The 18,784-nt window shown below is 38.3% G+C and carries 14 protein-coding genes; 1 reads left to right on the top strand and 13 read right to left on the bottom strand.

What is annotated here, in order from left to right; genetic code table 11:
- Nucleotides 1-150 precede the first annotated feature (150 nt).
- The 5 genes from AA0X71_RS06585 to AA0X71_RS06565 form a co-directional block, all read right to left on the bottom strand.
- Entirely contained in the window at nucleotides 151-627 is a 477-nt protein-coding gene (locus tag AA0X71_RS06585) for a MaoC/PaaZ C-terminal domain-containing protein (protein WP_413360567.1), read from the bottom strand.
- A 630-nt stretch (nucleotides 628-1,257) separates the two neighbouring features.
- The gene (gene mdh / locus AA0X71_RS06580; RefSeq protein WP_413360565.1) at nucleotides 1,258-2,196 is read right to left on the bottom strand and encodes a malate dehydrogenase; all 939 of its coding nucleotides are present in this window, start codon (nucleotides 2,194-2,196) and stop codon (nucleotides 1,258-1,260) included.
- 80 nt (nucleotides 2,197-2,276) lie between these two features.
- The gene (icd, locus tag AA0X71_RS06575; protein ID WP_413360563.1) at nucleotides 2,277-3,542 is read right to left on the bottom strand and encodes an NADP-dependent isocitrate dehydrogenase; all 1,266 of its coding nucleotides are present in this window, start codon (nucleotides 3,540-3,542) and stop codon (nucleotides 2,277-2,279) included.
- A gap of 326 nt (nucleotides 3,543-3,868) precedes the next feature.
- A complete protein-coding gene (citZ, locus tag AA0X71_RS06570) occupies nucleotides 3,869-4,987 on the bottom strand; it encodes a citrate synthase (protein WP_413360561.1) in 1,119 nt (372 codons plus the stop codon).
- A 536-nt stretch (nucleotides 4,988-5,523) separates the two neighbouring features.
- Nucleotides 5,524-5,985: a DUF441 domain-containing protein gene (locus AA0X71_RS06565; RefSeq protein WP_413360558.1), complete on the bottom strand. Its 462-nt coding sequence runs from the start codon at nucleotides 5,983-5,985 to the stop codon at nucleotides 5,524-5,526.
- Between the two features lie 203 nt (nucleotides 5,986-6,188).
- Here AA0X71_RS06565 and ytvI point away from each other — a divergent pair, with 203 nt between their 5' ends.
- A complete protein-coding gene (ytvI, locus tag AA0X71_RS06560; protein ID WP_413360556.1) occupies nucleotides 6,189-7,304 on the top strand; it encodes a sporulation integral membrane protein YtvI in 1,116 nt (371 codons plus the stop codon).
- 37 nt (nucleotides 7,305-7,341) lie between these two features.
- Here the strand turns inward: ytvI and AA0X71_RS06555 are convergent, their stop codons facing one another.
- The 8 genes from AA0X71_RS06555 to dnaE all read right to left on the bottom strand — a co-directional run bounded on the left by AA0X71_RS06555 (nucleotide 7,342) and on the right by dnaE (nucleotide 18,497).
- Nucleotides 7,342-7,728, bottom strand: a complete 387-nt coding sequence (locus AA0X71_RS06555; RefSeq protein ID WP_413360555.1) for an FxsA family protein — start codon at nucleotides 7,726-7,728, stop codon at nucleotides 7,342-7,344.
- Between the two features lie 108 nt (nucleotides 7,729-7,836).
- A complete protein-coding gene (pyk, locus tag AA0X71_RS06550) occupies nucleotides 7,837-9,597 on the bottom strand; it encodes a pyruvate kinase (RefSeq protein WP_413360552.1) in 1,761 nt (586 codons plus the stop codon).
- 287 nt (nucleotides 9,598-9,884) lie between these two features.
- A complete protein-coding gene (gene pfkA / locus AA0X71_RS06545; RefSeq protein WP_413360550.1) occupies nucleotides 9,885-10,847 on the bottom strand; it encodes a 6-phosphofructokinase in 963 nt (320 codons plus the stop codon).
- A 289-nt stretch (nucleotides 10,848-11,136) separates the two neighbouring features.
- A complete protein-coding gene (accA, locus tag AA0X71_RS06540) occupies nucleotides 11,137-12,114 on the bottom strand; it encodes an acetyl-CoA carboxylase carboxyl transferase subunit alpha (protein WP_413360548.1) in 978 nt (325 codons plus the stop codon).
- A complete protein-coding gene (gene accD, locus AA0X71_RS06535) occupies nucleotides 12,099-12,977 on the bottom strand; it encodes an acetyl-CoA carboxylase, carboxyltransferase subunit beta (RefSeq protein ID WP_413360546.1) in 879 nt (292 codons plus the stop codon). Before accD ends, accA begins: the two co-directional genes overlap by 16 nt.
- A 149-nt stretch (nucleotides 12,978-13,126) precedes the next feature.
- Nucleotides 13,127-13,744, bottom strand: coding sequence for a FadR/GntR family transcriptional regulator (locus tag AA0X71_RS06530; RefSeq protein WP_413360544.1), 618 nt, complete (start codon nucleotides 13,742-13,744; stop codon nucleotides 13,127-13,129).
- A 9-nt stretch (nucleotides 13,745-13,753) separates the two neighbouring features.
- A complete protein-coding gene (locus tag AA0X71_RS06525; RefSeq protein ID WP_413360541.1) occupies nucleotides 13,754-14,992 on the bottom strand; it encodes an NAD(P)-dependent malic enzyme in 1,239 nt (412 codons plus the stop codon).
- 142 nt (nucleotides 14,993-15,134) lie between these two features.
- On the bottom strand, nucleotides 15,135-18,497 hold the full coding sequence (gene dnaE, locus AA0X71_RS06520) for a DNA polymerase III subunit alpha (protein ID WP_413360539.1): 3,363 nt from the start codon (nucleotides 18,495-18,497) through the stop codon (nucleotides 15,135-15,137).
- Nucleotides 18,498-18,784 lie beyond the last annotated feature (287 nt).

Here is an 18,784-nt window from a genome sequence, read left to right as displayed (position 1 = left end):
CTAAACAAGATAAATATTAGAATAAGTTCGAATGATTCATGTTAGATATGTTCGTTTTTTAATTTACCTTCGTACATTGTGAAAACAACTCAAGTCAGCGATTTTTTGAAAAATTTTCTTAAAAGGAAAAGATGCACTTTATGTGCACCTTTAAAAATTCTCTAACGCTTTCCCATCCATTCGGGCGAGGCGTTCTGGAGGAGAAACAGCTAATTGTCCTTGGATGACCAACTCATCTTTTTCGTTCGTACCTTCTACTCGTATTTGGATCGTATTCGTGTTTCTACTAACATCGATCACTTCAAATAACAGTTCAATCGTACCATAATGATAGACAGGTTTTAAAAAATTTATTTCCTGTTTTTGAATATGACTTCCAGGACCAGGTAAATATTTGGATACGGCAGAAGTGATAATTCCCGTAAGCATAATCGTTGGAACAAGTGGTTTTTTATATGAAGTTTGTGAGGCATAATCATGTTGAATATAAAGCGGGTTCGCATCATCCGTTAACCCCAAATATAAGAGCAAATCCTTATCTTCAATTTTCTCTGTTAAAGATAATTTCTCACCAATCGTCATTTCATCGATCATTCTTCCTAATTTTCGTTTCCTTCCTAACAACAAATTCCCCACCCCTATCTATTTTTGTAAACGTATACATTGTTGTTTTAAAAAATAACCTCACCTAATTTTACCATAAAGAAAAGATAAAAAGAAAAGAGGCTCGGACATAACTAGCTTCAAATCATGAGAAAGGTGAATTTGAGAGTACTCAACTCAAATTCACCTTTCTCTATTTTTGTATTAACGCAAGACCTTCGATTTTCCTCGTACAAAAATCGAGGGAAACGCAAATTAGCCTTCAAGAATCCAATCGATTTCCACTTTGTCTAAATTTCTACTATAAGACCCTATTTTGCTCCAACCATCTCTCGCCCTTAAGCGGAATTTTTCCTGTTATCTCCTCAATGTTGTCCTTTTTAGGGAAAATAACGGAAGATTTTCCGCTTATGGAGGGCAAAATCGTTTATTTTGGCATTTTTTGAGGGAATAGCAGGAACTTTTCCTGTTATTTCGGCTCTTTTTCATGATGCTTGCTCATTAAGCGGAATTTTTCCTGTTATTTTTTCATACCGATATTCCTATTGTTTATATGAACACTTTATCCACAATTCGAGGGAATTTATACATTCCAAACTGCAATCAAAAAGTCGTTACCACCGACTTTTTAACCCAGCCTCTTCCCCAGTTAAATTATGCCAAAACGGCCATTACGTTTCGAACAGATTCTGCCGATTTATCTAATGCAGCTTTTTCATCTGGTTTTAGTTCTAGCTCAATTACCTTTTCTATTCCGTTTGCTCCCAAAATAGTCGGAACACCAAGGTAAATGCCATCGTAACCATATTCCCCTTCTAAATAAGCAATGGAAGGAAGGACACGACGCTGATCCTTTAGGATGGCTTCACACATTTCCACGAGTGAAGCAGCCGGAGCATAATAAGCACTCCCATTTCCTAATAAATTGACGATTTCTCCGCCACCTTTACGTGTACGTTCGACAATGGCATCAAGACGGTCCTTTGAAATTAACGTTTCTAATGGAATTCCGCCAGCATAGGAATAACGTACAAGTGGAACCATATCATCTCCATGTCCACCAAGTACAAAACCTGTAATGTCTTTAACTGATAGATTTAATTCTTGAGAGATAAAGGTACGGAAACGAGCTGAATCAAGTACACCTGATTGACCAATGACGCGATTTTTTGGAAACCCAGATTCCTTGAACACAGTATATGTCATCGCATCAACTGGATTTGTTAACACAAGAATATACGTATTTGGAGAATATTTGACAATTTCTTGGGTGACACTTTTCATGATTTTTTGATTCGTTTGTACTAAATCATCTCTGCTCATTCCTGGCTTACGAGCAATCCCTGCAGTGATGACTACTATATCAGAGTTCTTTGTGTCTTCATAACTTGCAGTACCAGTAATGTTTGCATCAAACCCTTGAACAGGACCAGCTTCTAGCATATCCAACGCTTTGCCTTTAGTCGGGTTCTCCATTTGCGGTATATCTACAAGAACTACATCTCCAAGTTCTTTTTGTGCTAATAAGAATGCTGTAGTAGCCCCAGTAAATCCTCCACCGATAACAGATACTTTTTTACGCTTTAAAGTCATCAGTATTTCCTCCTTAAAGATTACCTCTTTTATGATGGAAAGGACTGACCCATTACATGAGTCAGTCTGAAGAAAATAACTTACATATTCTTAATTAATTCATCTCCAAATTCAGAGCACTTAACCTCTGTAGCACCTTCCATTAATCGAGCAAAGTCATAAGTTACAACTTTAGATGCAATGGTTTTCTCTACAGATTTTGTAATCAGATCTGCTGCCTCATTCCATCCTAGGTGTTCTAATAATAACACGCCAGAAAGAAGGACAGATGATGGGTTAACTTTATCTAAACCTGCATATTTCGGAGCAGTACCATGTGTAGCTTCGAAAATTGCATGTCCTGTTTCATAGTTGATATTTGCTCCAGGAGCGATACCGATACCACCAACTTGAGCAGCAAGTGCATCGGAAATATAGTCTCCGTTTAAGTTCATAGTTGCAACAACATCAAACTCACGAGGACGTGTTAAGATTTGTTGTAAGAAAATATCAGCAATCGCATCTTTTACGATAATTTTGCCTGCCGCTTCAGCTTCTGCTTGAGCTTTATTAGCAGCATCGGTACCTTCTTCATCCTTAATTCGATCATATTGAGCCCAAGTGAATACTTTATCACCATATTCTCTTTCAGCAAGCTCGTAACCCCAATTTTTGAAAGCACCTTCTGTAAACTTCATAATGTTCCCTTTATGTACTAGCGTAACAGACTTACGGCCTTCTTTAAGAGCATACTCAATAGCTGAGCGTACTAAGCGGCTAGTACCTTCTTCAGAAACAGGCTTAATTCCGATACCTGAAGTTTCAGGGAAACGAATTTTATTAACACCAAGTTCATTTTTCAAGAACGAAATTAACTTTTCAACTTCTTCAGAGCCTTTCGCATATTCAATTCCTGCATAAATATCCTCAGTATTTTCACGGAATATAACCATGTCAGTATCTTGAGGACGCTTTACTGGAGAAGGAACTCCTTCAAACCAACGTACAGGGCGTAAACAAACAAATAAATCAAGCTCTTGACGAAGGGCAACATTCAATGAACGAATTCCTCCACCGATTGGAGTAGTTAATGGTCCTTTAATAGCAATAAGGTATTCTCTAATCACGTCAAGAGTTTCCGCTGGTAACCATTCACCTGTTTCATTAAAAGCTTTTTCCCCAGCTAAAACTTCTTTCCATTCGATTTTGCGTTCACCATTATAGGATTTTTCAACAGCTGCATCTAATACTTTTGATGCTGCAGCCCAAATATCTGGACCAATTCCGTCTCCCTCAATAAAAGGTACGATTGGATTATTTGGTACATTTAATACCCCGTTTGAAACTGTAATTTTTTCTCCTGCCATTTCTCTATTCCCCTCCAAATTCGTATACCCTAGTAAAACACGCTGCATCTAAATTCGTAATCAAAGGTTAGAGACTAGGGCCATTTTGTATACAGCCTTTATCAGCTAACCTTTCCTCATTTCTATCGCAGTCATTTTTACTTGGCTGTTTTATATAAAGTTGTGTGCGATAAAATTAGCCCAATTCAGCTTCGCAAAGCAACAACTTTTATAAAGTAGCAAGATGATACAAAATAGACTTTTTCATTTTATACTATAAATTCCAATAATAAACACTTTTCACTTACTTTATTTTAACACAAGTTCATTCAAAGATTGAAAAAAATCTATCCTCTTTGTTCAACCGGAACATATTGTTGCATTCCAGGACCTGTGTAGTCAGCACGTGGGCGGATTAAGCGGTTGTTTTCATATTGCTCAAGAATATGTGCCAACCATCCGGACACACGACTTACGGCAAAAATAGGTGTAAATAGATCATGATCGATACCAAGGCTATCATAAACAGATGCAGAATAGAAATCTACATTTGGAGGTAGATTCTTTTCACCTGTGACGATCGCTTCAATTTGAATTGACATTTCATAGTATTCTGGCTTACCTGTAAGATTTGTTAGTTTTTCAGACATCACCTTTAAATGTTTTGCACGTGGATCCCCTTGGCGATACACACGATGACCAAAGCCCATGATTTTTTCTTTCTTTGCTAACTTTTCACGAACATAGGAATCTACATTATCGACAGAACCGATTTCAGTGAGCATTTTCATAACGGCTTCATTGGCACCACCGTGAAGTGGACCTTTAAGAGCACCGATAGCTGAAGTAATACCAGAATATACATCGGATAAGGTTGCCACACAAACACGTGCTGTAAAAGTAGATGCATTTAGTTCATGATCCGCGTGAAGAACAAGTGCCTTATTAAATGCTTCAACTGCAATTGGCTCAGGTTCTTTACCTGAAAGCATATAAAGGAAATTTGCCGCAAAGCCTAGATCCTTTCTTGGTGCGATAGGTTCAAGTCCTTTTCTGATACGTGCAAATGCCGTAACAATTGCAGGCATTTTTGCCTGTAAGCGAATCGCTTTACGATAGTTCGCTTCTGGCTCCATTAAATCAGCCTCTTCATCATAAAGACCTAACAACGATACAGCTGAACGGAGGGCACCCATTGGATGAACTTTATCAATTGGATATAATTTAAAATGTTCGATTACTTCTTTTGGTAGATCTGCATTATCAGCTAGCTCTTTATTTAATGTCTCTAGTTCAGATAGTGTTGGAAGCTTTCTGTGCCAAAGTAAATAAATAACTTCTTCAAAACTAGCATTCTCGGCAAGATCATCAATGTTATACCCAACATATGTTAGTGTATCATCGATAATTGAACTAATAGACGATGATGTTGCTACTACCCCTTCAAGTCCACGTGTCACTGTCATGCTAAAACCTCTCCTTTACCTTTTAAAATTTCCCCGTATCCTTTTCTCTGTTCCTTGAATCGATTCCACAATTTGCAAAGGTCTTTACACAAAACGATTAATATTGAATATTGTATCTATAAAGAAATGTAACTATTTCGATTCGGCCTTTACATCGCCATTATGAAATTGATTCACTTCACAAATAAATGATCTAACTTAGACCATTAAGCCAGACAAGTTCGTCTGAACAAAAAAAGTTATGTCATCCCCTGAGCGGTTGCTCAATTATACCCAAAAAGAAAATGCTTTCATTCTAATTGAGTTTACCGCTAAATATGATGTAGCTTATACGAAATCCCTTTGTTAATTGTTGCGCATCACAATACGGATACGCTTACAAGTCCTATTATAAACAATTATCTGACATTTGTGAATGAAAAGTATCTAAAATGTGAAAAAACAAATATTTTATTAGAAAAATATAACGTAAATAACCGCAGAAAGTCCTTTCTCAATCCCATGTAAGGAGGTAAAGAAAGTCCCTCGTATTCGACTTATTTAAATAGGTCGAATACCTTCATCGCCATATAGGCGATACCTGCTCCAATTAAAGGCCCGACGGCGATTCCTTTAAATACAGATACAGCAATAATAGTTCCTAGCACAAGAGCTGTTGTAATATGAGGATCCGTGGCTAATAATGAAACTCCCCCTTTTGCCAATAAAGCGACGGCGATTCCAGACAGTAGGGCGATCCATGCATAAGGTGATTTAAATGCCCCTGACAAATCCTTAAATCCAATATCCCCACTAGCAATTGGAGCTAAAACGGCAATCGTAATCACGATTACGCCCCAGTTAATTCCTTTTGATTGTAAAATGGCAAAAAACTTTGAATCTACACCAAATACCTTCATAATAAGTAGAAAAGCCACCGCGATAATAAGGGAGCTATTTTTTGCAATTAATCCAATGACCAATAATAAAAGTAAAAATAGCATTGGTTGAGAAAACATTTTAAAATACATCCTTTCATCCATCTATGCTATTGTAACATAGCGTTTTGGATTTAATGTCTTTAATGACTTTTACAACTTTTAAGAGGATGAGAATCTTTTTTAATTTTCATACGTACTCATTAGAAATAGTTTTTATGACAAAATCAACTAAGTCGATCATGAATTTCTTAATATAAATTAACTAAATAAGGAGGTTCACTTTGAACATTACATACTTGCATCGAACTGTTCGATTTGTCGTTGTTGTTGGAATCATTGTTCTTGGTTTTCTCTCATTGTATCTTCTTTCAAAGGTTACGTATCCTTTTATTATTGGGTTAATCATTGCCTTTTTAATGAATCCTTTGGTGAATCTTTTGGAGAAAAGAGCAAGAATGCCTAGGTTTCTCGCAGTTCTCCTCAGTCTTGTGATTATTTTTGCTTTGTTTGCTGGATTAATTACATTGCTTATTGCTGAAATCGTTTCAGGCGCTGATTATTTAGCTCGGGTTGTTCCTACCCATCTAGAAACATTGATTGATTATATCGAGCATTTCTTCGCAGCACAAATTATTCCTTTGTATAATCAAATCACAAGTATGTTCAACAGCCTTGATTCAGGACAACAAAATACGATTCTTGAAAATATTGAAAACGTTGGGAGAACGATTGGGACAACGTTAGGGAACTTTATCCAAAGCTTTTTCGAGAAGATCCCAAACATCGTTTCATGGTTTCCAAATGCAGCGACTGTTGTTATTTTTTCCTTTTTAGCAACATTTTTTATTAGTAAGGATTGGTATCGATTATCTGCTTCAGCCGGGAAACTCATTCCTTCGAAAGCAAAGTCAAGCACTCGTACTGTGTTTCAAGATTTAAAAAAGGCCATGTTTGGCTTTGTTAAGGCACAGCTAACACTTGTTTCACTGACAACGATGATCATTTTAATTGGACTGATCTTCCTTCGCGTTGATTATGCGATTACAATTGCTCTCGTTACTGGCTTAGTCGATATTATTCCTTATTTAGGGACGGGCTTAATTTTTGTCCCGTGGATTATTTATGAAATGGTAGTTGGGGAAGTTTCCATGGCGATTGGTCTTGGAGTACTTTATATTATTGTTCTTGTGCAAAGACAAATTATGGAACCTAAAGTCCTCTCTTCGAATATCGGATTGGATCCGCTTGCTACTTTAATATCGTTGTTTGTTGGCTTTAAGCTCATTGGATTCCTTGGACTAATTGTTGGTCCCGTCACATTAGTTCTACTTACTACTTTACATAGGGCCAATGTTTTTAGAGATATTTGGGCATTTATTAAGGGGAAAGAAGCGTAAAAAGAAGACGTCACCCAAATTGGATGACGTCTTCTTTTTATCTTATGATCGTAACATTGCCATTGTCGATCCATTTTTTGAGCCCTTTTTTCATTAGTCCTTTAAAAAATCCGCGTGTTTGTGGGAACAGTAATAAAAAGCCCATTGTATCTGTAATAAATCCAGGGGTTAGGAGGAGTATTCCACCCACTAGTATACATATTCCATCTACAATTGCTTCACCTGGTACTCTTCCATATTGCATGTCAAGCTGAGCTCTTCTTAATGTCTCCAGCCCTTGCTGCTTCGTTAAATATGCTCCAAGAATCCCAGTCAAAATAATAATAGAAATGGTTGCCCAAACGCCAATTATTTTTCCAGAAAGAAGCAGAACGAAAATTTCTCCCGCTGGTATGATGAGTAAAAATAACAGTATATATCTCATCGTCATCCCCCTTTTTCAAGCCAATGACTCGTACCTTGTACTTCTATTATATTCATATTTATGAGAATTAGAAAAGGAAGGGGACCTCCCCTTCCTCATCTTCAACTATTAAAGGACACTTGCATGACCGTTATAGATGACACCTCTAGTTGCATCCACGGTTACTTCTTGTCCATCTTTTAAGAGCGAAGTTGCATTTTCTGCACCGACGATAACTGGGATTCCTAGGCTCAATCCGACTACTGCAGCATGGCTTGTTAAGCCCCCTTCTTCTGTAATAAGGGCAGAGCTTTTCTCAATAGCTGGCATCATTTCAGCTTCTGAACCAATTGTCACTAAAACAGAACCTTCTGTAACCTTCGCTAAAGCTTCAGACGCATTTTTAGCGACAACAACTTTTCCATAAGCAGATTTACGGCCAATTCCTTGTGCTTTTACAAGTACATCACCAACTACATGAATTTTCATGAGGTTTGTTGTACCTGATTCACCTACTGGAACACCAGCTGTAATGACAACGAGGTCACCATGCTTCACTAGTTTGCTATTAAGGCTTTCTTGGACAGCGATATCAAGCATATCATCCGTTGTATTCGCACTTTCCCCTAATTGAGGGTATACTCCCCATACAAGAGCTAAACGGCGGTAAACAGATGGATGGTAAGTTACTGCAATAATTGGAGCTTGTGGACGATACTTCGAAATCATTCTTGCTGTATGTCCACTTTCTGTTGGCGTAATAATTGCATTAACAGAAAGATTTAAGGCGGTATGGGCAACAGATTGACCAATCGCATCGGTAATATTTGTTTCGATTGCTTTCGTTCTTTTTGTTAAAAGACGCTTATGGTCAAGTGCTGATTCTGCACGGGAAGCAATATTATGCATCGTTTGAACCGCTTCAACTGGGTACATCCCAGCAGCTGTTTCTCCAGAAAGCATAATCGCATCTGTGCCATCAAAAATCGCATTCGCCACGTCACTTGCTTCTGCTCTTGTTGGACGTGGATTTCTTTGCATGGAATCAAGCATTTGAGTCGCTGTAATAACAGGTTTCCCTAAATCATTACATTTCTTAATCAATTCCTTCTGAACAAGAGGTACTTCTTCTGCTGGAATTTCAACTCCTAAATCTCCACGGGCAACCATTAAGCCATCAGATACTTCCAAGATTTCGTCAATATTATCAACGCCCTCTTGGTTTTCAATTTTAGGGATAATATGAATTTGAGTGCCATTATTTTCTTCAAGCAACTTGCGAATCTCCATTACATCAGATGCACGACGAACGAAAGAGGCTGCAATGAAATCAACTTCTTGCTCAATTCCAAATAGAATGTCCTTCGCATCTTTTTCGGTAATTCCAGGTAAGTTGACAGAAACGCCTGGTACATTGACACCTTTTTTATTTTTCAACGTCCCACCGTTTAAAATTTTCGTTTGAATTTCTTTAGATGCACGATCTATTTCAAGCACTTCAAGTCCAATTAGTCCATCATCTAATAATATTTTTGAACCAGGATGAACATCATCAATTAGACCTTCGTATGTAACAGAGAATTTGTCAACAGTACCTTCTACTTCAGTCATGGAAATGGTAACTGTTTTACCAACTTCTAATTCAATCGCTCCATCAACCATGTTATGAGTACGAATTTCTGGGCCTTTTGTGTCTAATAAGATCGCAACATTTTTGTTTATTTTTTTTGAAGCTTCACGGATATTGATAATTCGTTGACCGTGCTCATTATGATCTCCGTGAGAGAAGTTCAAACGAGCAACATTCATGCCAGCTTCCATAAGCTGTGTGAGTTTTTCCACACTTTCACTAGCTGGACCAATTGTACAAACTATTTTTGTTTTACGCATTTAACGTGTAACCCTCCTGAAAAATAATTGTATTTTTACATTACACTATTTTCGCAATGAATGCGTCTTTTGTAAATGTCCAAAAACCGACATTTATCCTCCTATGGGGTTGTATAGGCACACATTATTTTTGCACGGCTCTTTTCGCTTCCCCCTTTTGTTTTTTAGAGGCTAAATGGCATTTATTATACCAACTAGCATCCAAATGTAACATTGTTTGCGAAAAAAGCCTTATTCATCTATCGCAGCTTTCTTAGAGTTTCAAGTTAATAAAAGCGAATTCTAGTTTAGATAGATAGCTCTTTTGAAAGCTTTAACATTCCCTTGTCAATTTGGTGCTTCATCGTTTCTAATGCTTCAATGATATCATAATCTACTAATTCATTTTTCACGATCCCTACCGCACGTCCACCTTTTTTCTCTAATATTAATTCTACTGCACGTGCACCTAGACGGCTTGCTAACACACGATCGTTAGCTGTTGGTGTTCCTCCGCGTTGCATATGCCCTAATACGGACACACGAGTATCATAATTTGTTGATTCTTTAATTTGCTTAGCGATATCCACTCCGCTGCCTACACCTTCAGCAACGATAATAATACTATGCTTCTTGCCACGATCACTACCTTTCCGTAAACGGGCGACAATATCATCCATAGTATAGTTTTCTTCTGGGATAAGAATCGTTTCTGCTCCACCTGCTAGACCAGACCATAATGCGATATCTCCAGCATCACGGCCCATTACTTCGATGATAAACGTTCTTTCATGTGATGTTGCTGTATCACGAATTTTATCAATGGCATCAATAACTGTATTTAGCGCTGTATCAAAGCCAATCGTAAAGTCCGTTCCAGGAATATCATTATCGATCGTCCCAGGTACACCTACACATGGAAAGCCTTGTTCCGTAAGAGCTTTAGCTCCTCGATAAGAGCCGTCTCCGCCAATGACAACTAGACCGTCAATGCCAAAGTTCTTTAACTGTTCAATTCCTTTTTGCTGTCCTTCTCTTGTCTTGAACTCTTCACAGCGAGCAGAATAAAGAACGGTACCACCTCTATGTATAATGTCTCCTACAGAGCCAAGCTCCAATTTTTTAATATTTCCAGTTATTAAACCAGAATAGCCTCCATAAATCCCGTAAACTTCTAGGTCGTGGTAAATCCCTTTCCGAACAACCGCACGAACAGCAGCATTCATTCCTGGGGCATCTCCTCCACTTGTTAAAACACCAATTCTTTTCATACTAATCACCTCATACTTAATGACTTCATATATGATAAATACTTTACATCTAATCACATATAAAAAGTTAATATTATTCTTGCCATTCCATCATTTTACTTTCTTATTATAAACAGATTACCCTGTATTATTTACTTCTAAAATACCATGAAGAATATAGGTTCACAACTTATGGGAGTGCTTTCATCAATAGGCAGAATAATTGGTAAAATGCAAACGCTTAAAACTGGAATTTTAAGCAAAAAAAACGTACTTTTTGTAAATGAGTACGTTTTTTTGCTTAGCTAATTTAGGTTGTACTTATATATTCATTCTGCACAGCATACTCGCCAATATTTTTATATTTTGCATATCTTGTCGCAATCAGTTCCTCTTCTGATAAAGGCATTAATTCTTTTAAGGAGTGAACAAGGGCACGATGAATCGCTTCTGCCTGCTGAGCCATATCCTTATGTGCTCCACCTTTGACTTCTGGAATAATTTCATCAATTACATTAAGTTCTTTCAAATCTGGAGCCGTTATTTTCATTTTCTCAGCAGCAAGCTTTGCTTTTGAAGCATCCTTCCACAGAATAGATGCTGCACCTTCAGGAGAAATGACAGAGTACGTGGAATTCTCTAACATATGAAGATGGTTCCCCACTCCTAATGCTAAGGCACCTCCACTTCCTCCTTCACCAATGACCATACAAATAATCGGCACTCGAAGACCTGCCATTTCAAAAAGATTACGGGCGATCGCTTCACTTTGCCCTCTTTCTTCAGCCGCTTTACCTGGATATGCTCCCTTTGTATCGATAAAGCAAATAATCGGTCTACGGAACTTATCAGCTTGCTTCATCATTCGAAGCGCCTTTCGATACCCCTCTGGATGAGGCATTCCAAAATTTCTGCGAATATTTTCCTTCGTATCTTTCCCTCTTTGATGCCCAATGATCGTGACGGGAAGACCTTGAAATTTCCCGATCCCAGAAACGATCGCTTCATCATCGCCAAAACTCCGATCTCCGTGACATTCAAAGAAATCAGTGAAGAGAAGAGAAATATAGTCCAAAGTAGTGGGGCGATTTGGGTGACGAGCAATTTGGACCCGATCCCATGGTTTCATATTTTCATAAATCTCTTTTTCTAATCTTTCAAGACGCATTTCCAACTTTTCAATTTCATTTGTCAGATCAACATCAGCTTCTTTTGTAATCTCACTTAATTCTAATATTTTTTTTCGCAATTCTATGATCGGCTTTTCAAATTCTAGTTCTCCAACCAATTGAAGTCACCTCCGGGCTGATGAATATCAAGTATTGTCGTCATTTTTTCCTTTAAATCAAGCCTAGAAATAACAGCATCTAATTGACCTTTCTCTAAAAGAAACTCTGCTGTTTGAAAGTCATCTGGTAATTCCTCGCGAATTGTTTGCTCGATGATTCTTCTACCTGCAAAACCAATTAATGCCCCTGGCTCTGCAAAATTATAATCTCCTAATGAGGCAAAGCTTGCCGAAACCCCTCCTGTCGTTGGATGGGTCATAATCGAAATAATTAAACCACCATGATCACTAAACCGCTTTAATGCCACACTTGTTTTTGCCATCTGCATAAGACTTAGAACGCCTTCTTGCATCCTAGCTCCACCTGAGGCAGTGAAGATGATAAAAGGGACGGAAAGCTCGTCTGCTTTTTCAATCGCCCGAGTGATTTTCTCACCCACTACAGAGCCCATACTCCCCATTCGAAATGTGGAGTCCATGATAGCAACAACAACCTCGTGCTCATTGACACGCCCTGTGCCGGTTACGACCGCTTCATTTAATTTCGTTTTCTTCTGGTCCTTCTCAAGCTTCTCAAGGTATTCAGGAAATTGAAGTGGATTACTAGAAGTCATCTGCTGATCCATTTCCACAAAGCTTCCCTCATCTAAAAAACTGGCCATTCTCTCATTTGCATTCATTGGATGATGATATTGACAGTGAAAACAAACTTTTAAATTTTTCGTCAATTCCTTTGAATACATGATTTTTTTACAGTTTGGACATTTCGTCATAATTCCTTCAGGTACATCATGCTTAGCAGCTTCAGAAGGGATCGTTGCATATTTTTTCTTTTTTGGTTTTGAAAATAAATCCTTGATCACGGCCTCTCTAACCTCCCCATATCACACAATTTGTAACTTTCGTCCTAGTGGTCTGACCACTAGCGGATAAAGAAATGCCTTGGAAAAGGCAAATGTTGTCCTGAAACATCATGTGTGAATGCTCCTCATATGTTGTCGATATGTGATTTTTACAATAACATTCTAAACTTCTTGTATTTCTCTAAAACTTCTTTTTCATCTCCATCTAAAAGGGCATCTAATAATGTTATATAAGCTGATTTTGAGCTCGTCTCTTTTTTCAGGTCTAACGAGCAATAAAAATCATTCAGTATTACCCATATTCGATAAAGTAAATGATTATCCGTTAATTCGATAATCTTTGAAAAGAATTCATCATCCGTCATATCGATCGTCTCTATGTTCTGACGATATTGGAGAATCTGTTCATCATTATTCCTTTGCAGAACGACTCTTAAACCATCCATTTCAATATATTGAATGGTCTCCTTTAAATCTTTTACTACTTTTTGATCCTGTAAAATGAAGGTACTTATTAATTGCACCATTTGATTCCCACGAGAATCACGCAGAAAGGTTCCTTCCCCTCTACGAGTCTCGATTAATCCCAAAAGTTCAATCGCTCTTAATGCTTCTCGAACGGAAGAGCGCCCAACTTGAAGGCGCTCCGAAAGCTCACGTTCTGAAGGTATTTTATCACCGGGTTTAAGCCCGTCCTCATCGATCATCTTTCTTATTTTCTTAACGATTTCAATATAAACCTTTTGGCTTGCAGCTTCTGAATTCAAATTTCCTCATCACTCACTTTTTCCAATGATTGCAAGAGTTCTCGTTTTCAGTTTTACCTCTTCTGGATCGACCTTAATACGAGCAACACCTGTCTCCATCGCTGCCTTGGCGACAGCTGCCGCGACTTCCGGAGCAACTCTTGGATCAAATGGAGCCGGAATCACATAATCAGCTGATAATTCATCATCCCCAACAAGGCTTGCGATTGCTTCAACAGCAGCAACCTTCATTTTTTCATTTATATGTGTTGCACGGACATCTAATGCCCCGCGGAAAATCCCTGGAAAAGCAAGGACATTATTAACCTGGTTAGGGAAATCAGAACGTCCAGTTCCTACAACCTTTGCTCCAGCATCCTTCGCTTCATCGGGCATAATTTCCGGATTCGGATTGGCCATCGCAAAAATAATTGGGTCCGGATTCATAGAACGAACCATTTCCGAAGTAAGAGCTCCCTCTACAGAAACACCGATAAAGACATCTGCTCCATTGATAACATCTGCAAGGCTGCCTTCCTCATTATTGCGATTGGTGAATTTTGAAACTTGATCTTTAATCGCATTCATACCAAAGGAACGTCCCTCATAGATAGCCCCTTTCGTGTCACACATAACAATGTCACGTACACCGTAATGATATAATAATTTAATAATAGCGATTCCCGCAGCTCCTGCTCCACTAGCAACAACTTTAATTTCTGTCATTTTCTTGCCTACAAGTTTAAGTGCGTTAACAAGACCTGCTACCGTGACAATTGCCGTACCGTGCTGATCATCATGAAAAACAGGGATGGACGTCTCTTTTTTCAATCTCTCTTCTATCTCAAAGCATTTTGGTGCAGCAATATCCTCTAAATTTACGCCACCAAAAGTCGGCTCAAGAAGCTTAACTGTTTCTACGATTTTGTCGACATCAGATGTATTCAGACAAATCGGAAAAGCATCTACTCCGGCAAAGCTTTTGAATAACACAGCCTTCCCTTCCATAACTGGCAATGCAGCGGCTGGCCCGATATTCCCCAAGCCGAGCACGGCCGTCCCATCTGATACGACTGCGACCATATTACCCTTCATCGTATAATCATATACACTTTCAGGTTTATCATAAATTTCTTTACATGGCTCTGCCACTCCTGGTGAATAGGCCAAGCTTAAATCCTTAGCGTTTTTTACAGGTATTTTCGATTTTGATTCCAATTTCCCTTTGTTCATTTTATGCATATGCAATGCTTCTTCACGTAAAGTCAAGCGAAATTCACTCCCTTTAGGATTATACCCCTCTAAATTCCGTAAGTGGTCTGACCACGCTGTATATTAGAACAATATACCATATTCATTTGAATTGTAAAGATTAAAATTTTGAATGATTGTTTAATAACAGACATTTATCTTACTCTTTTTTTAAGATGACATTCCTTTCCCCTAGCAATAACTTTAATTCATTCAAACAATTCTCACTTGGGTTCACTCTGTCATCCTTCCCTAATCGAATCGTCCGTTCTTTGCTTTCATAAAATAATACGACCTCAACCGTACCTCTGTGCTCTTTCATGATTTCTTTCAGTCTAGTTAAAATAGGTGTTGATTCCTTTTCTTTTTCAATTTTTAAATATAAGGTACCGATCTTATCCTTGATCTCCTCTATTACTTTCCTCACATCATAGACTGATTGGATAATAAACTGTTTCTTCCCATCTCGAAGATCCATTTTCCCCTCAATAAGGACGATATTCCCTTTTTGTAGAACAAAAGTAAAACGCTTATATACAGCAGGAAATACGACGGCATCCATATCCCCACTCTGATCAGAAATCGCTAAAAACGCCATTTCTTCTCCTTTTTTCGTGCGGATTCTTTTAAATTCTGTAATATTAATAATGGCCTTTATAATCTTTTGATTCTGCTCACCAAATGCAATTTCTGTAATCCCTAGTGGCTCCATGAAGTCATTAAAGATAGAGACAGGGTGGTCTGATAAGTAAAAACCAAGTACTTCTTTTTCAAAATGAAGCTTTTGTTCAACTTCAATGGGGTCTATTTCGACATATTTCGGCTTTAGAAAGAACTCATCTTCATCAGCAAACAAATCCCCATCTCCATTCGGGTTGATGAGCTGGGCATGCTCAATCGCAACATCAATGCTCGCTAAAAGGACTGCACGGTCTTCTCCAAATTCATCAAAACTGCCTGAATGGACTAATGCTTCCAACACCTTACGATTGACTACTCGAGACGATACCCGAATACAAAAATCGAATAAATCGGCAAACTTCCTTTTCTTTCTTGCTTGGAAAATCTCCTTAAGGGCCGCAACGCCGACTCCCTTAATTGCTGTTAAGCTGTAACGAATGCCAATTTGATCAACGAGAAAGGAATAGCCACTTTGATTAATGGATGGAGGCAAAAGCTTTATCTCCATCTGTTTGATTTCTCGAATATATTGAGCAATCTTTGTTTCACTATTACTCACTGATGAAAGGAGGGCCGCCATAAAATGCACTGGATAGTGGGTCTTTAAATAAGCCAATTGGTAAGCAATCACACTATAGGCAACAGCATGGCTACGATTAAAGCCGTAATTGGCAAATTTAACGATTAAATCGTAAATGTCATTCGCCGTAACCTTGTCATATCCTTTTGCGAGCGCGCCTTGGACGAAATGGTCTCTTTCTTTATTGAGCACCTCTTTTTTCTTCTTTGAAACAGCTCTCCTTAAAAGGTCTGCCTCTCCTAACGAAAAACCAGCCATTTTAGCGGCGATTTGCATGATTTGCTCCTGATAGACGATGACACCATATGTACGTTCTAAGATAGGAATTAAATCAGGATGAGGATATGTTACCGTTTCTTTTCCATGCTTCCGATTTATATAGAGTGGAATATTCTCCATTGGGCCTGGACGATACAGGGCATTGACGGCGACGATGTCCTCAAAACGACTTGGCTGTAACCTTTTTAAAACACTTCTCATTCCATCGGATTCAAGCTGGAAGACACCAGTTGTTTCCCCACGAGACAGGAGTTTGAAGGTCGATTCGTCCTCTAGTGGAATTTCTTTTATATTTATCCTTTTCCCAGTTTTTCGATAGATCGAGTCTAGAACTGTTTCAATGAGAGAGAGATTTCTCAATCCTAAGAAATCCATTTTTAATAGTCCAATTTCTTCTAGATGATCCATCGTGTACTGGGTCAAGTAAATTTCATTGTGACCTGCTTGGATCGGAATCGATTCGACTAAAGGTCGCTCTGTTAACACTACTCCAGCCGCATGGGTTGACGTATGTCGCGGCAATCCTTCTAATTTCGTTGCCACCTCAAATAGTCGCTGATGAAGCGAAGATTCTTTCACAAAATTCCTTAATCCTTCCGATTCTTTCAATGCAGTGGACAAAGTCGTACCAGGACGAGATGGAATCCATCGTGATACTTGATCAAGCTCTTTTCCATTGAGACCAAAAACCCTGCCAACATCTCTCATAACTGCCTTCGCAGCAAGAGTCCCAAATGTAATGATTTGTGCGACATGGATTCTTCCATATTTCTCAGATACATACTCAATCACTTCATCTCTACGATGATCGGGAAAGTCAATATCAATATCCGGCATTGAAATTCGTTCAGGATTTAAAAAGCGTTCAAATAATAGCTGGTGCTCGATCGGATCTACATCTGTTATATAGAGAACATAGGCGACCATTGAACCGGCTGCCGAACCCCTTCCAGGTCCTGTTAATATTCCGTTTTCTCTCGAAAACCTCATAAAGTCCCAAACAATTAAAAAATAATCTGCGAATTTCATATTTTTAATGATGCTTAACTCATATTCTAATCTTGTCCGATGTTCGTCTGTTCCGTCTTGATATCTCTCTTGAAACCCTTTGTAACATAATTCTTCTAAAAGTTCCTCAGAGCTTTTTTCCCCATCTGACGGATATTGAGGTAAATTCATTTGATTTAACTCAATCATGACATTGCATGCATCTGCAATTCGGAGAGAATTCACTAGTGCGTCTGGGATGTGAGAAAAAATATCGACCATATCATTGGCTATTTTTAAATAGTACTGATCATTGTCTAGTTTTTCTCTCGTTTCATCTGCTAATTTCTGTCCATTTTTAATGGCGAGGAGGCATTCATGGGCAAACGAATCTTCTTTATTGGTATAATAAACTTCATTCGTAGCAACAAGCGGCAGTTGTACATCCTTCGAAAGTTTGACAATCCCGTTATTGAGCGTTTCTTCCAACACCAAACCATGATCCTGAATTCCTAAATAAAAATGCTCATTCGGAAAGATGTTTTTATACATTTGGGCACATGCAAAAGCCTCTTCATAGTCTGCTGATAAAAGGCTTTGCTCGATTTCTCCTTTCATTCCAGGAGATATGGCAATTATGCCTTCAGCATACCCCCGTAACCACTTCATCGGAATTCCTGTCGGAGAATTTGTTTGGACAACACTTGATATTTTAAGAAGGTGATGAAATCCCTTTTGGTTCTTTGCTAAAAGTACAAGGGGATACGATTGATCTTTTCTTTCGCTTTGAACCATGACGGTTAGGCCGATAATCGGTTTAATTGATGCCTTCAAACATTCTTTATAAAAAGCTATCGTTCCATACATGACATTTTGATCAGTTAAGGCGATGGCAGAGAAGCCTTTCCGTTTGGCATCCTGAACCAAATCTGCAATCCTCGCCGTACTAGATAAAAGACTGTATGAGCTATATACGTGAAGGTGAACAAATGACAATGCTATCCCACCTTTCTATAAAACTTCATTGTGCTTCTTTCGTTATCTTCTTTTTATTATAGAACCTCTAGTGAAAAAAAGAAAAGATGTTCTCCTTTTTCTTTCAAAGAACTTCTCGATAGAAAACACCTATGCAAAAACATATTTTTAGATGTTTGTCCATATGAATGTAATAAGAATGTATAGACTGACATTCGAGTTGATTTCGCCAAATACTTTAGAGCATTTAATGCTTTAAAAAACGTCTTGATGAAATAAACTCAATCTACCGTAGTGAGGATGAACGT

This window comes from Robertmurraya phoenicis (assembly GCF_047302285.1).
In the GTDB taxonomy this organism is placed as follows: Bacteria; Bacillota; Bacilli; order Bacillales; family Cytobacillaceae; genus Robertmurraya.
The sequence above is the reverse complement of the archived record's forward strand: the minus strand, read 5'-3'. Positions and strand labels throughout refer to the sequence as shown.